The 15549-nt window shown below is 52.4% G+C and carries 12 protein-coding genes and 2 rRNA genes (1 of these 14 cut by a window edge); 10 read left to right on the top strand and 4 right to left on the bottom strand.

Features of this window, described 5'->3' with window-relative positions; all coding sequences use genetic code 11:
- The 5 genes from TERTU_RS20185 to TERTU_RS20160 form a co-directional block, all read left to right on the top strand.
- Positions 1-858: ribosomal RNA gene (locus TERTU_RS20185) — 23S ribosomal RNA — on the top strand (it extends 2008 nt beyond the left edge of the window).
- A 249-nt stretch (positions 859-1107) separates the two neighbouring features.
- Positions 1108-1223, top strand: a 5S ribosomal RNA gene (rrf, locus tag TERTU_RS20180).
- A gap of 696 nt (positions 1224-1919) precedes the next feature.
- Entirely contained in the window at positions 1920-2390 is a 471-nt protein-coding gene (ybaK, locus tag TERTU_RS20170; RefSeq protein WP_015820308.1) for a Cys-tRNA(Pro) deacylase, read from the top strand.
- Positions 2391-2507: 117 nt separating this feature from the next.
- The gene (locus TERTU_RS20165) at positions 2508-3182 is read left to right on the top strand and encodes a 2OG-Fe(II) oxygenase (protein WP_015818052.1); all 675 of its coding nucleotides are present in this window, start codon (positions 2508-2510) and stop codon (positions 3180-3182) included.
- 37 nt (positions 3183-3219) lie between these two features.
- On the top strand, positions 3220-3789 hold the full coding sequence (locus tag TERTU_RS20160) for a YdeI/OmpD-associated family protein (protein ID WP_015819159.1): 570 nt from the start codon (positions 3220-3222) through the stop codon (positions 3787-3789).
- A 163-nt stretch (positions 3790-3952) separates the two neighbouring features.
- Here the strand turns inward: TERTU_RS20160 and TERTU_RS20155 are convergent, their stop codons facing one another.
- Entirely contained in the window at positions 3953-4465 is a 513-nt protein-coding gene (locus tag TERTU_RS20155) for a MerR family transcriptional regulator (RefSeq protein WP_015820360.1), read from the bottom strand.
- A 288-nt stretch (positions 4466-4753) separates the two neighbouring features.
- Between TERTU_RS20155 and TERTU_RS22400 the strand changes: the two genes are divergently transcribed.
- On the top strand, positions 4754-6229 hold the full coding sequence (locus tag TERTU_RS22400; RefSeq protein ID WP_015820892.1) for an endonuclease: 1476 nt from the start codon (positions 4754-4756) through the stop codon (positions 6227-6229).
- A 160-nt stretch (positions 6230-6389) separates the two neighbouring features.
- Here TERTU_RS22400 and TERTU_RS20145 read toward each other — a convergent pair whose 3' ends face one another.
- On the bottom strand, positions 6390-7235 hold the full coding sequence (locus tag TERTU_RS20145; protein WP_015817865.1) for a sulfurtransferase: 846 nt from the start codon (positions 7233-7235) through the stop codon (positions 6390-6392).
- A gap of 31 nt (positions 7236-7266) precedes the next feature.
- Entirely contained in the window at positions 7267-7809 is a 543-nt protein-coding gene (locus tag TERTU_RS20140; RefSeq protein ID WP_015817404.1) for a gamma carbonic anhydrase family protein, read from the bottom strand.
- 201 nt (positions 7810-8010) lie between these two features.
- Here TERTU_RS20140 and prlC point away from each other — a divergent pair, with 201 nt between their 5' ends.
- The 4 genes from prlC to TERTU_RS20120 all read left to right on the top strand — a co-directional run bounded on the left by prlC (position 8011) and on the right by TERTU_RS20120 (position 12508).
- A complete protein-coding gene (prlC, locus tag TERTU_RS20135; protein ID WP_015819055.1) occupies positions 8011-10065 on the top strand; it encodes an oligopeptidase A in 2055 nt (684 codons plus the stop codon).
- A gap of 38 nt (positions 10066-10103) precedes the next feature.
- Positions 10104-11675, top strand: coding sequence for an alpha/beta fold hydrolase (locus TERTU_RS20130; protein ID WP_015820592.1), 1572 nt, complete (start codon positions 10104-10106; stop codon positions 11673-11675).
- A complete protein-coding gene (locus TERTU_RS20125; protein WP_015819741.1) occupies positions 11672-11902 on the top strand; it encodes a YheV family putative zinc ribbon protein in 231 nt (76 codons plus the stop codon). Before TERTU_RS20130 ends, TERTU_RS20125 begins: the two co-directional genes overlap by 4 nt.
- A gap of 90 nt (positions 11903-11992) precedes the next feature.
- Positions 11993-12508, top strand: a complete 516-nt coding sequence (locus TERTU_RS20120) for a YgjV family protein (protein WP_015817655.1) — start codon at positions 11993-11995, stop codon at positions 12506-12508.
- Between the two features lie 101 nt (positions 12509-12609).
- Here TERTU_RS20120 and TERTU_RS20115 read toward each other — a convergent pair whose 3' ends face one another.
- Positions 12610-14994, bottom strand: a complete 2385-nt coding sequence (locus TERTU_RS20115) for a beta-propeller domain-containing protein (RefSeq protein WP_015817056.1) — start codon at positions 14992-14994, stop codon at positions 12610-12612.
- Positions 14995-15549: the final 555 nt, after the last annotated feature.

Genomic DNA, 15549 nt, shown 5'->3' with positions numbered 1-15549 from the left:
CGCGGCTAGACGGAAAGACCCCGTGAACCTTTACTACAGCTTTGCACTGAACTTTGAACCTACTTGTGTAGGATAGCTGGGAGGCTTTGAAACATAGACGCCAGTTTATGTGGAGCCGTCCTTGAAATACCAGCCTGGTATGTTTGAGGTTCTAACCTAGGTCCCTTATCGGGATTGGGGACAGTGTATGGTGGGTAGTTTGACTGGGGCGGTCTCCTCCCAAAGAGTAACGGAGGAGCACGAAGGTTGGCTAATCATGGTCGGAAATCATGAGGTTAGTGTAATGGCACAAGCCAGCTTGACTGCGAGTCAGACACGACGAGCAGGTACGAAAGTAGGTCATAGTGATCCGGTGGTTCTGTATGGAAGGGCCATCGCTCAACGGATAAAAGGTACTCCGGGGATAACAGGCTGATACCGCCCAAGAGTTCACATCGACGGCGGTGTTTGGCACCTCGATGTCGGCTCATCACATCCTGGGGCTGAAGCCGGTCCCAAGGGTATGGCTGTTCGCCATTTAAAGTGGTACGCGAGCTGGGTTTAGAACGTCGTGAGACAGTTCGGTCCCTATCTGCCGTGGGCGTTGGAAAGTTGAGAAGAGTTGCTCCTAGTACGAGAGGACCGGAGTGAACGAACCTCTGGTGTTCGGGTTGTCACGCCAGTGGCACTGCCCGGTAGCTATGTTCGGACGGGATAACCGCTGAAAGCATCTAAGCGGGAAGCCTCCTTCAAGATAAGCTTTCCCTGGGGCTTGACCCCCTAAAGGGCCGTTGAAGACTACGACGTTGATAGGCTGGGTGTGGAAGCGCTGTGAGGCGTTGAGCTAACCAGTACTAATTGCCCGTGAGGCTTGACCATATAACAGAGCAAACTCTGTTGAATGAGTTGAGTCGATAATTGTTCGATACAATCATGAGTGAATCTCACTAGCTGTTGATAACAGCGCGGATAAGTGACACTCGCTGTGAATGCAATGGAAAAAACACTTTCGTTTCCCCTTATTTGATGACACCGGGCACCTTTGTGGTAAGACCGAGGACATCATGCTAGCTCACGGGTTTTTTTGTGAGCGAGGCAAACAGTTTTGGCGTAAGCCATACCGGTTTGCCTGACGACAATAGAGCATTGGAACCACCTGATCCCATCCCGAACTCAGACGTGAAACGATGCATCGCCGATGGTAGTGTGGCGTTTCGCCATGTGAGAGTAGGTCATCGTCAGGCTTCTAACAAAAACGCCCTGGTTCGAAAGAGCCGGGGCGTTTTACTGTGTGCTATAAAAAAGTGTGTTCCGGGCCTGCCAATGACCAACGGTCATGGTGATGCACGCCATCCCTGGCGTGCAGGCCTGCGGCCCGTCGGCAGAGCCGACGCCCAAAATTGCCTTGGGCAATTTAGTCAGGCTTCTAACAAAAACGCCCTGGTTCGAGAGAGCCGGGGCGTTTTACTATGTGCTATAAAAAAATGTGTTCCGGGCCTGCCAATGACCAATGGTCATGGTGATGCACGCCATCCCTGGCGTGCAGGCCTGCGGCCCGCCGGCAAAGCCGACGCCCTAAATTACATGGAGCAATTTAGTCAGGCTTCTAACAAAAACGCCCTGGTTCGAGAGAGCCGGGGCGTTTTACTGTGTGCAATAAAAAGTCTGTTCCGGGCCTGCCAATGACCAATGGTCATGGTGATGCACGGTAAGCGTCCGGGGAACCCATCTTCCCAACCGGATTAATAACCCCAAAGATAGTGTCCACCTATTTTTAAGTGGACACCTCTATGTAACAGCTAAGTAGCACAGTCTCTCCAACATCCTCTAAAAGAACCCGTCGACAATACGCGCATGAGTTTCGCGCTGCGGTTAGCGCAATGCCCGTTGTTTTAGGGCGTTCCTGTTATAGTCCCAATTTAACCGCTACGGGTGATGCTATGACGCCAGGAATTAACCTTGCCAAAAAATCAAAAATCACACATAAAGTGCATTCCTACGAGCATGACCCTGGGGCAGCATCATACGGGCTGGAAGCTGCCGAGAAGCTTTCTATTAATCCACGGCAAGTTTTTAAAACCTTAGTCGTCAAGCTGGATGGCGATACGCTTGCCGTTGGTGTGGTACCCGTCGTAGAAAAACTTAATATGAAGCTCATCGCCAAAGCCGCAGGCGCAAAAAAAGCGGCGATGGCTGAGCCGGCCGAAGTGGAGCGAAGCACGGGTTATGTTTTGGGTGGGGTGAGCCCTCTTGGGCAAAAAAAACGGTTAAAAACCTTTGTGGATTCCTCTGCGAAGCATTTTGCGACCATTTTTGTGAGCGCGGGTCGGCGGGGTCTGGAAATCGAACTTGCACCAGCTGATCTGCTTAGCCTCGTAAGCGGAGAGTTTGTTGATTTGTGCCAGCCGTAAGCCAGCGCGTCGATCGAATCCATGTTTAGTTGCATTGTATAAATGAAAAAACGGTGATATAAGGCCGCAAAACAGCATTCTGCGCCCTGGAAAGGGACCGCATAGACGGGAAAATACGTGTCTATTCAACATATCACCAAGGGCTTGCACGGGGATAACACCCTCGACGAAACGCTGTTTGGCCTGGTTGCTCGCGATCTGGAGGAAAAAGGCTATAGCGTCCGGCCTGCTGCGCTACCTGAAGACCTGGCCTACTCCCTTCACGACTTCCAGCAGACAATGTCTACGCGTGATTATGAAGCGGCAGGCACAGGCAGAGGTGGCGACTACCTCAAAAACGAGTTTGTGCGAACGGATGAAATCTGCTGGATTACGGGCGAGTCTGCGGCAGGGGCTGAATGGCTCAGCTGGACGGGTCGTTTACAGCAATATCTTAATCGACGACTATTTTTAGGGCTGTTTTCCTTCGAAAGCCACTTTGCGCATTACCGCCCGGGTGATTTCTACAAGCGCCATTACGATGCTTTTCGCGGCGAAACAAACCGTGTGCTTTCCGTTGTTGTCTATCTTAACCCCGCGTGGAACCCGATTGATGGCGGTGAACTGGTCATGTATGAAAGCGACCTCGATACTGATGGGTTAAAAGTGGTGCCGTTAATGGGGACAATCGTGGTATTTCTTAGCGAAGAATTTCCACACGAGGTGTTACCAGCGAAGCGTGACCGCTACTCCATTGCCGGTTGGTACCGGGTTAATGCTTCTGTGGATAATAAGATCGATCCGCCGCTATAAATCCGCAAACAACTGGCTTGGCTCAGCAGAGGTCATCATGTCTGGTAATGATATTGAAAACTACATCGCCGCTCGAGCAACATGGCGCGCAGAGATAGAAAAATTACGCGTGATTCTGATTAAGTGTGGGTTGGACGAAACGATTAAATGGTCCAAACCGTGTTATGTATTTCAGGGTAGAAATATTGCGATTATCCAGCCCTTTAAAAATGTCTGCGCCTTGATGTTCTTCTGCGGGAAATTTTTAGATGATGTCTATGGCAAGCTACAAAGCCAGGGAGAAAATTCGCAATTGGCGATGCGCTTGCAGTATCGATGCGTCACCGATATCGATGCTAATGTTATCGAAGAGTATGTCGAGCAAGCAAAAAATTATGTTCCTACAAAGACTGAGCACAAAAAGCGCGAGCTGGTGTTGCCTGAAGAGCTGATAGCGGCATTCGGAAAAAGCGAAACATTAGAGCAATCATTTTTTTCGCTGACCCCTGGGCGACAACGGGGCTTTGTTCTTTATATAAGTGGTGCAAAAAAATCTGCAACCCGCGCGGCTCGAGTAGAAAAATGCGAGTCGCTCATTTTGTCTGGTAAAGGCCTGCACGATAAATAACGTACTTTGGTTTTTATTTGCTGGCGGGCGGATACACAAAAATTTGTACCTGAGCTTTTTGTTTCTGAGGTTTTCGTATATGAGCTTGCCAAAGGCGGTGCATGACGGCGCTACAGCCATGCATCGCCTTTTAATTAAACGATAATTTTCTCCAAACTAATGGTTACATTTCCCGAATGCGTTTAATCTCCGTATCGGAAATCCCGAGGGATTTCAAAAAGGCGGCATGTTCTTCTGGTTCCATCTCTTCGAATTTGCGATGCCAGCGGGTCATCGCGTCGTCGTTAAAACCAGCTGCACGCATTATTTCGACCCAACGTTCTTTACTAACCATGGTTTTCTCCAATAATTGGGGTTGTTGTAAAAACGCCACGATCGCCTTCTGCTGTTGTCGCAAATTTGTGATTTCGTTCTCCAGGTGTTGAAAGTGCTGCAGTAAAATCTCGGATTGGTTGAAATTACCATCGTTGTTTAACAGTGCTTTAATGTCAGCTATCGGTAGCCCATAAGCTCTATAGCTTAATATTAACTGTAAGCGCTGTGCCTCTTTCTCACCGTACCATCGATAACCATTCTGCCCTCTTTGCGCAGGCACGAGTAATTGCTCGCGCTCGTAATATATCAAGGTCGCGCGTGATAGCTTAAACTCGCGCGCGAGTTGCGTAATGGTGTACATGGTCAATATTCCAAGTTGGTACTTTCGTTATTCGAAATAGAACGTAACTCTCGTTTGCGACCGCAGCAAGCGTAGCGACCGTGTGCGAGAAGCAACTTTCAACCCGTAACCAGTAGTCGGGTCAAGCAAAAATAAACGGATTAATCGGCCGTTTTTCTTGTTGCCACAATTACGCCATATAACTGCAATCGCTAATTAATTTTCCCGTCATTTCTGTACCGCATGCTCTGCACACTTTGCATTCCGCAAAGTTATTTTTCTCACAATAATGTTGAATAGGAGATCCGCATGCGCTGTTTTACAGGCTTTGTATGTGGCTTGGTAGCGTTGTTTGCCAGTCACCAATTAAGTGCCGCCACGATTACACCGGGGCAGTCAATTAATAATTTGAGCGCGACCCAAGGGGGGCAGCTAAGCTACACAATCGCAGTGCCAAGCGGTGCTAGTAATCTTGTGGTGCAGACTAATGGTGGTTCCGGTGATGCTGATTTATATGTCAACGGAGGCTCAACCGCGACCGAGAGTCGCTACGATTGTAGACCTTACCTGACAGGTAATAATGAGCAGTGTGTCTTCGCGTCGCCTCAAGCAACAACCTATTACGTCATGATCAGCGCTTATGAAAGTTTCAGCGGTCTGACGTTAACGGCCAACTACAGTGGAGGCTCATCTTCCGGGTCCTCGTCCAGCTCGTCGTCGGGCGGTTCGCTCAGTAATGGTGAAACCCGCAGCGGGCTCACCGGTTCAAGTAGCAGCACGACCTACTTTCAAATCGATGTGCCCAGTGGTGCAACGCAACTGAATATTGCGACTGATGGCGGCAGCGGCGATGTGGACCTCTACGTGCGCCGTGGTTCCAAACCAACGACCAGCACCTACGATTGCCGACCCTACAATAGCGGTAACGATGAAAACTGCAGTTTCAGCAATCCGCAGAGTGGCACCTGGCATATTATGTTACGCGGTTACAGCAGCTACAGTGGCGTCAGCCTGACTGCAGGATACAGCGCAGGCAGTGGTAGCTCATCGTCAGGCGGTGCGACCTGGTCTGGTTGGTCGAGCTACTACAGTAATGCCATTGGCAAGTCGGGCACTGCACTGCACAACGCGCTGAACGAAGCCGCAGCGCGCAGTCATTCTCGGATGAGTTACTCCCAGGTGTGGGATGCTCTGAAATATACGGACCAAGATCCACAAAACAGCAACAACGTTATTCTTATCTATACCGGTCGTTCGCAGGCGAAATCCTTTAACAGCAGTGGTAACAGTGATCCGGATGCATGGAACCGGGAGCATAGCTGGCCGAAAAGTCATGGTTTCCCAAGCTCCAGTGATTGGGCGTATACCGATATACATCATCTGCGCGCGTCGGATGCATCGGTTAACTCTTCACGTGGTAACAAAGATTATGACAATGGCGGCAGTTCTATCAGCGAAGCCCCAGGCAACTATACGGACAGCGACAGCTTTGAACCGCGTGATTCGGTGAAAGGCGACCTGGCGCGTATGATGTTTTATATGGATGTCCGGTACAACGGCGGCGACAACACCGGTGTGGGCGATCTAAAACTGGTGAACTACACCGGAACCAGTGGTAATAACCTTGGTCGGCTTTGCACGCTGCTTGCCTGGCACAACGCCGATCCAGTGGATCAAACTGAAATCAACCGCCACGCACGTATAGTCTCTCGCCAGGGCAATCGCAATCCGTTTGTGGATTACCCAGCCTGGGTAAACCAGATTTGGGGCAGTAGTTGTGACTAATAACTCTGCTCTTCGGCCACTTTAGGTAGGGTTGAGGCGCTGAGATTGCAGCTACAGGCCCTGCACGAACGCATTCAAAGAGTTGAAGAAGATTGGCAACGCCGTGTGACGAACGTTGCCTTTCGGAACGGGCTTGGTCAAAGACGCCCCGTACAATCAATTAGGTACTGGTGGCGATGGGGAGTGAGTCGCTCGCTCCCCATTCCGCCCAAGAACCGTCGTACAGGCATTGATTGCGCAAACCAGCAATTTCTGCGGCGAGTATGAGAATACAGGCGGTAACGCCTGAGCCACAGGAAAATACCAGTTGCTCGCTGGACTCAACCTCAAGTTCGGCGAATATGGCTTTTAACGCGTCTTCACTTTTGTAGCGGCGGTTGTGGAGCACGCGGGCGAAGGGCAGGCTCACCGCCCCCGGAATATGGCCGCTGCGCACACCGGGGCGCGGTTCCGCCACGCTGCCAGCGAATCGCTCTGCTGAGCGGGCGTCGATCACTTTAAGCGCCGGGTTATCGAGGTTGGCGAGCACGAAATCACTGTCACACACGCGGTTTTCCTGGGCCTGACCGTAAACTTCGGTTTTACCGGTAGCGGAAAGATATTCGCTTACCACCGGCCGGCCTTCTTCCAGCCATTTAGGCAGGCCGCCGTCGACTACAAAGACTTTTTCAAAGCCCATGGACTTGAATATCCACCAGCCTCGGGGTGCTGAGTAAATTCCCTGATTATCATACAAAACGATTGTGCTCTCGGACGTAATGCCAAGCTTTTGCGCGATCGCGCTTACCTGGTCCGGGCGCGGGAAGTTGTGTACGCCTGCGCGCGTGTTGTCACACAGTGTGTTTTCCAAATCCAGCTTGTGGCTGTTTGGAATATGTTTGGGAGTTTTATAGGTAAGTGGTTCCAGGCCAATAACTTTATCAAAGCTGACGTCCAGTAAAACCAGCTCTTTGTTGAGCATATTGCTGGCCAGCCAGCCTGTGCTCACCAGGGGTGAATTAGCCATTTTATGGTCCTTCCATAAAGAAGCGTTGGGTTTAACCCTCCATGTACGTATTTTTCAGGTCGGCGTACACGCGGGATTGGTAAGTGAAAAATCCATATTCTTTGTCTTTTAGGGGGCGTTGCTGTTTTACCGGGCTGCCGGTGTATACAAAGCCACTCTCCAGCACCTTGCCTGGTGGTACTAACGACCCCGCACCAATGATGACATCGTCCTGAATCACGGCGCCGTCGAGTACCGTCGAGCCTATGCCCACCAGAATGCGATTGCCCAGGGTGCAGCCGTGGAGGCAAACCCCGTGGCCAATTGTGACATCTTCGCCAATGATCAATGGCCAGCCATCTTTCACAAACTGGCCCGCATGGGTAATGTGCAAGGTGACATTGTCCTGAACGCTGGTTCGCGCGCCCACCTTAATGCTGTGCATATCGCCGCGGATTACGGCGCAGGGCCACACGGAAACGTCGTCCCCCAGTTCCACATCACCAATAACTACAGCGGCAGGGTCGATATACACTCTGGCGCCGAGTTTTGGCATTTTGCCGTTAAACGGTCTCAGGGGCTTGTTTTCACTCATTATCAGCTCCACATTTGCAGGTAATTACGATGCGCGAATACGCCTGGTGCTCTCAGGCTGGCAACAACCGGGCTGATCTACCTTACTAGACCACAATCAACGCCGCCGGTTGAGAGGGTAGTCCCCAACTCATGCCAGCAATTGCTCCGTATTATTCAGAGATTCCGCAATAAATTCCACGCCTATGAAGGACCGAATTCGATGACCGATCCCAACGATAATCCGCTGCTGCGCGATAGTACATTGCCGCCTTTTTCCGAAATCAAACCCGAGCATGTCACTCCGGCAATTCAAACCTTGCTCGCGCAGGCGAGCGCTGAGTTGGATGCGCAGTTGGCAAATCTGCCAGACGAGGTGACCTGGGATCTACTGGTGGCGCCTATTGAGGCACGCGGTGATCGCATTAACCAAGCCTGGTCACCTGTGGGGCATCTCAACTCGGTTGCCAACAGCGACGAGCTGCGCAAAGCGTACGAAGAGAGTGAGCAGTTACTTACGCAATACTACACTGAACTGGGCCAGAACCAGGCGCTGTTTAACGCGTATGAAGCCCTCGCCGCGCGCCCGGATTTCGCCGAGCTGAGTCAGGCACAGCGCAAAACCGTAGCCAATGCGCTGCGGGATTTTCGCCTTTCCGGTGTGGCTCTGCCGCCAGAACAAAAAAAGCGGTACGGCGAAATTCAATCGCGTCTGTCGACCTTAACCAGCCAGTTCTCCAACAACGTGATGGACGCAACCCACGGTTGGCACAAACACATTAGCGAAGAGTCGGAACTGTCCGGGCTGCCGGAATTCGCGGTGGCTGCCGCAAAGCAGGCCGCTGCGGACAAGTCTCTGGAGGGCTATGTTCTGACCTTGGACGTGCCGGTCTATTTTACGGTGATGTCGCAAAGTGACAATGGTGCCCTGCGCCGAGAGATGTACGAGGCCTTCAATACCCGCGCCTCGGAAACCGGCCCCTGTGGCGGCCAGTGGGATAACACGGCGATCATGGAAGAGATTCTGGCGTTGCGACAGGAGCTTGCCGAGCTGTTAGGTTTCAGCAACTACGCCGAGTTGAGTATTGCGCCAAAAATGGCGGAAAGTACCCAACAGGTGGTCAGCTTCCTGGAAGATCTGGCAGCCAAGAGCAAGCCGTATGCAGAGCAGGAATTTGCCGAGCTACAAGCGTTTGCCAAACAAGAGTACGGCGTGGAATCCCTTGATGCGTGGGATATTCCCTACTATGCCGAAAAGCTTAAGCTCAAGCGCTACAGCATTTCACAGGAAGAGCTGCGGCCGTATTTTCCCGCAAACAAAGTGATCGATGGTTTGTTTGAGGTCGCGCGTCGTTTGTTTGACCTGTCGTTTGTAGACAAAACCGAAGAGGTGGATACCTGGCACGAGTCGGTTAAATTCTACGAAATTCAGCGCAATGGCTTACCCCTGGCCGGGTTTTATTTCGATTTGTACGCCCGCGCGAAAAAACGTGGCGGCGCCTGGATGGATGTATGCCGCCAACGCCGGGTAGCGAGTGATGATGTGCAGTTACCTGTTGCCTATCTCGTGTGTAACTTTAATCCGCCACTGGACGGCAAGCCCAGCTTACTTACCCACAACGAGGTTACCACCACATTCCACGAATTCGGCCATGGCATTCACCACATGCTGACCCAAGTCGATGTCGCCGCGGTGGCCGGCATTAACGGCGTCGCCTGGGATGCCGTCGAGCTGCCCAGTCAATTTATGGAAAACTTTTGCTGGGAACGGGAGATTCTCGCATTTCTGTCGGGCCACCACGAAACCGGTGAACCTCTGCCGGAAGAAAAACTCAATAATATGCTGGCCGCAAAAAATTATCAGGCAGCCATGTTTATGCTGCGTCAGTTGGAATTCGCCCTGTTCGATTTCAAGCTGCATATGGAATTCGGCAAAGCCGGATTTGCCAGTGTGCAGGGGCTACTGGACGATATTCGCCAGCAGATTGCGGTTTTCTCGCCGCCGTCGTTTAACCGCTTTCAGCATGGTTTCAGCCATATTTTTGCGGGCGGCTATGCCGCTGGCTACTACAGCTACAAGTGGGCGGAAGTGCTTTCGGCAGACGCCTACGCGGCGTTTGAGGAAGCGGGGATTTTCGATCAGGCTACCAGCCAGCGTTACCTTAGCGAGATTCTGGAAAAGGGTGGCTCTGAGGACGCGATGGTGTTGTTCAAAAATTTCAGAGGTCGTGAACCCCAAGTGGATGCGCTGCTGCGCCACAGTGGTTTAGCGGCTTGATGGTGACTCAGGTGTTGCAGGAAAAGGTTTAACGAACTATGACAAAGCGCAGTGGCGGTGGCCGTTGGATGCAGTGGGCGATGCTCAGCATGGGATTGACGGCCATCGCGCCGACGCAGGCGGATTTACTCGACGTGATTGCCGAACGGGTAACATCCTCGCGAGATTCGGACGGTGGCGGTGCGATCAAAATATCGCCCGTGAATATTCGCCAGATCTACAAGCAGCGCCAGCAGGCTGCACAGGAGCAGGGCGACGACTACACCCTGACGGAGTTCGATGAGGAGCTGATCGCCACCGACCGTTGGCGCTATTTTACCGTCCACAACACCGTGTTTGATTCCGATGTGTTTGTTCTCGAGGCGGGTGATGTGAACAAGCCCACCATGATCCTGGTACACGGGCTCGGTCAGAATGGTCTGCGCGACTGGTTGAACGTGATTCCCCGGTTCGAAAAGGAGTATCACATAATCGCGCTAGACCTGCCCGGCTTCGGCTTGTCGCCCACCACAGAAGGTGAATACTCACCAACGAACTACGCGTCCGTCGTCCATCAGGTAGCGGGTGTATTCGGCGCCAAGCAGTATGTGCTTATCGGCCACTCCATGGGCGGTGCGGTCGCCTTGCGCTACGCCGCTGACTATGGCGACGAGCTGCGGCAACTGGTACTGGTCGATGCCGCGGGCATTTTGTATCGCACCGCTTACCTTAAACACGCGGTAGAGTTTCCTGCCGAACTCTATGGGCTGTCGGATATCTCGGTGAAGCTGATTACAGGCGTTGAGGAGCTGGGCCAGGCGTTGATCGAGACGGTGACCAGCCTGCCTGATGCGGTAAATTACATTCGCAAGTTTCGCCAGGCCTGGAACAAAACGCTGGGCTTAAACCCCAATGTCAACGCTGCCACCGCGCTGGTGTATGAGGATTTCGCCAGTGCGGCTCACGAAACCCGAGTGCCCACCTCCATCATCTGGGGGGCTGACGACGGCGTTGCGCCACTTCGCACGGGTGTGATGTTGAACGATACTTTGGAGAAGAGCCGTTTGCACAGCATCGCCAATTGCGGTCACACCCCGATGCGGGAAAAGCCTGCCCAATTTAATGCGCTCTTAGCTGAAGTGTTGGCAAGCCCGCCGCCGCAGAACCCGCCGTCGTTGCTCAAGGTCAGTGCGCAGGCGGAAAAGCTGGTAATCGAGGGTGAGACGAATCAGTTCTATTCTGGTGAGTACAGCGAGGTAGAAATCCGTGATAGCACCGCCATACACCTGCAAAATCTTAGCGCCAAGCGGATTAAGGTCACGGATTCCAGTGTAAACCTCGAAAACGTGTATCTCGCCGCCGATACCACAGCAATGATCGCAGTGCATGCCATTGTTGATGGCACCAACGTTACCATGGCAGCAAACAGTGGTATTCTCGCCGACGACAGCCGTATCGATCTCGCCAATGCCACGCTGATTGTGGATCATGAAGCGATCAATGTCGGCGACGACTCGCAAATTATTTTGTCCGCGAGTCAGGTGGTTTCCCCTGGGTTTACAGGCTATGTTCATGGTCAGTACCGCACAGAAAACGCCACTATCGATTTCAAGAAAAAAGGCCTGCAATGAAAAAACGCTTTATCGCTGGTGCAGTGTGCCCAGCCTGCGGTCTGATGGACAAGATTGTGAATTATCAGGATGCGGAAAAAAATTATCGCGAGTGTGTAAGCTGTGGATTTAAAGATGAAATTCACATTCAACCGCACTTGCGTGAACTCGAGACTCGGGTCAACCAGTCAGAAACACAGAAAGCCAGCGAGACGCAGGTGTTGCAGTTTCCGCCCAAAGACCCCTGACCCTTGTTGCTGAAAATAGCACTTGCAGGTGGCATTCGCCGCCTGCTACCGTAGACATCCTTCTCTTATTTTTCCCGGTTTTTTCGCTGTATGCCGCTTCCCCAATTCGATTTGGCGCAGGCTGTAGGTTTTATCGGCTTTGCGCTAGGTATCTTGTGTTTTTATCAACGCGACGATCGCAAGCTTAAGCGTGTGATGGTGGTCATGGGCTTAAACAATGCCATCCACTACGCGATGCTCGGTGCCACCACCGCACTGTTGAGTGCGCTCTTGTCTGTGGTGCGCACCTACCTTGCGTTGCACACCAGTTCGCGCTGGGTGGCAGCTGTTTTTATTGTGCTGGGGTTAACATCTGGCGGGCTGCTCGCAGAGCATTGGGTTGATATGATTCCAGTATTGGGTACCTGTATTGGTGCCTACGCCGTATTTTGCCTGCAGGGTATTCCCATGCGGATTGCCTTTTTTGCCGGTGCGCTGTGTTGGCTGGCCAACAATATCATCGTCGGGTCTATTGGCTTAACCCTGCTGGAAATTGTCCTCATCAGTGTAAATCTCAGCACAATCTGGCGGCTGCATCGAGCAAAACAGATAGCGCAGCCGGCGTAATGAGCGGCGCGCAATTATCTGAGTCGCGCACCATAAAAAGCAAAAAAGGGCAGCGCTAGGCTGCCCTTTGTCTTTCCGTGTATTTCACAACAACGACACCGTTATTCCTGCGGCAAGTCGTCCAGCAACGCGGCCGAGATATCCGTGTCGTGCAGATAAAACACCGATTCATCCAGCAATACACCCCGGTGATAACTCAGGCTCGTGTAGTCGTAGGAGTCTGGAGGGGTAGCATCAAGCGATGCAGACTTCAAAATGCCGCGGCGGGAAAGGCTAGCGTCTCCGTTGGCGCCGGTCAGAATGTCGTACACAAATAATCCTGTGTAGTGCCAGTTGTAAGTTTGGTTAGGCCGTGACGGATCGCCATAGGATGGCATGATGTCGTTGACGCGAATTGGCAGTGCAAAGCGCATCCCGTATTCGTCATTGCGGAACGCGAACGCGCGGGGGTCGGCGGATGGTCCTGAGGCGGAACCTCTTCTGCCGATAACCTCACTGCCAAGACTGCGCAACTCCAGAGGATTCGAAATATCGAAGAGTTCGATTTTTACGCCTTGGTACCAGGTAATGCCTGTAGACGCTTCATAGTAGGCATCTTTGCCCACGCCCAGGAGTAACCCATCGCCGATAGGGTGCAAGTAGTCTGAGAAGCCGGATACTTCGAGTTCCCCCGCAATGTAAGGGTCTGCGGGATTGCTGACGTCAACGGCGTACAGAGGGTCGACTTTTTGAAAGGTCACCAGGTACACCGTATCGCCAAAGCTGCGCATACTGTAGATCAGCTCATTGGGCTTGCCGATGGACTCTGGGCGCGCCGCATTTGGCAGTGTGGCGAGTATTTGCAGGCCCATTCCATTTGTCGATTCGGCAATGGTGCTCAGGCGATACGCAGTGGCATAGCCTCCCGTGCTCGATGTACGGTACAGCACGCGCAACACGCCATCCTGTTCGCCAAAGCAGTAGGCTTGCTCTGTGCAAGGGATAGAGCCCGGAACGCTGATCTGGCCAATGTACGGCATGCTGCCAGCCGTTGCGAATTTATAGATGGTTGTTCCGGTGGCACCATAGTTAAACGCATACACGGCGTCGCCGGAGGCATACACATCGCTGGCTGAAGCGGGTAGGCAACTGGACGATATCTGGCTTGGGTCATCCAAATCGATTTTAGTCAACACCACCAGTGACCCGCGGTAAAGATCGCTTTGCTCTGGCCACTGCGCGCCCACGCAGTCATTTCCGCTGAACAGAGGTGCACTGCCGCCATTGTTGTCGTACAGGTGGGGCAGCAAATCTGCGAGGCTGGCATTGGCAATGAGCGCGCGGTTATCGTCGATGGCGTATTGCGAATTTTCGATACCGAGTCGCTTCATGCTTGGGCTATAGCGAGATACCACAAAAAGCGTGTTATCAATACGGCGGCTGGAAACCAGATGGCCATCGAAACTGATTTTGTCCGTTGCATCCATGGCGGTTGGATCGGTCACGTCGGCGAGAAAAATCGATACCTTGCTCGCGTATTGGTAGTAGGGATAGCCGCCATAGTTGTAAGAGTAGGTGTAGGGAGTGGGCTCCACGTCTTCGCCGATGATTGCCAGCGTTTTTTCGCTCGTGGTTTGCCACAGGTAAGAGCCGGCAGGGGTGTAACCGTAGCTGTACTGACCGGAGCTGAACGGAATTGACAGGTTGCCCAATGGGGTAACAACGCCGTTGGTTTTATCGGCTGAGTATGAAGCGAGGGACACCGTGTATTCATAGTAACCGCCACCAGAACTGCTGGACGAGCCAGTGCTGGATGTGCTGCTGGTCGACGATGACGAGGTGCCGGGCAGATAAACATAGGTACGCCGATCTCGTACCACGTAAAGATTGTCGCCGTCGTACTCGATAATATCCGCCTCATCAACACCGAGCTCCTGAGTATTGGTGATGTCATCACCGCCAGAGCCGCCGCCGCTGGAAGACCCTGTGGACGATCCCGTCGACGACGAGGCCGACGAGGATGACGACCCGGAAGGGGAGCCACTGGACGACGTGGATGAGCTCGCGCCATAAGTGTAATAGTTTTCGCGAAAGTCCAGATGCTCGGTGAGTCCGCGGCGCAGGTAGCCAAGCAGGCCATCGTCTGCAGGAAGCATTTCGGCACAGGTAGGGGCTGTAAAGTTGCCATTGTGTGCACCTAAAAACCCGAAACTGGTGGACTGACCCGGCGCAAGGCTTGCGTTCCAATCAACGTTGCTGGCAAACAGGTAGTTGCCATCCGCTGAAAGAGTGGCGCTCCACCCCTGGCTGACGGCCGGTGACTGTGTAAATGTCAGGGCCACTTGCCAATCCGTGGTGGCGGTAGTGCCGATGTTGGTCACGGTGACGTTAGCCACATAGCCGTTATTCCAGGCCGAAGTGTTTACCTGACAGGATAGTTCCGCAAGGGCTGGCAAACTGCAACACAGGGCAGCGCCAAACAGTGCGTTCGACATTAAACGTTTCATTATTGTGCTCCTGAAAAGATGCTGATTTAGGGTATATCTCCTGGTCCACACGCACGCGCGACAAGCATCGCTGCGCTGGTGGCAAATACCGCAAAATAAAGCAAGCAGACGGGCGGATATAAGGATGCGCCCAGAGATGGGAGGTCTTTTTTATTGTTCTCGCAGACGAACACCCTCCCTGTTGTGCGCCTTTAACAAAATTTTCCCAGCTATGGTGTACCTGGTCAATCAGTCGAACTGCTGGGGTTTAATTCGAAATAATCCAATTCGTGACCGGTATGCAATTTTACTTGCGACCACTTCCCGGTTGGTAATTTCGATTTGGGATTGAGATAAACAGCTAGATCAGCGAAATATTTCGAATCGTTCAGCGGATTATTATTTCAATTTTACTATCGCTAATAATTCAGCGAAATTTCCATAAAAATATCTATAGCAAAAATAACTATTGCTGCGTTGTGTATCGACGAGTGACGCGATACCCCTCCAATTGCAGCTTTTTTCGCCTGAACTACTATTTAAACAATACCGCACCGGCGCGGCTGTATTGGCCAA

It is taken from the genome of Teredinibacter turnerae T7901, assembly GCF_000023025.1.
Lineage (GTDB): Bacteria > Pseudomonadota > Gammaproteobacteria > Pseudomonadales > Cellvibrionaceae > Teredinibacter > Teredinibacter turnerae_B.
Note: the sequence above shows the minus strand (reverse complement) of the source record. Positions and strands in the feature narration are given on the sequence as shown.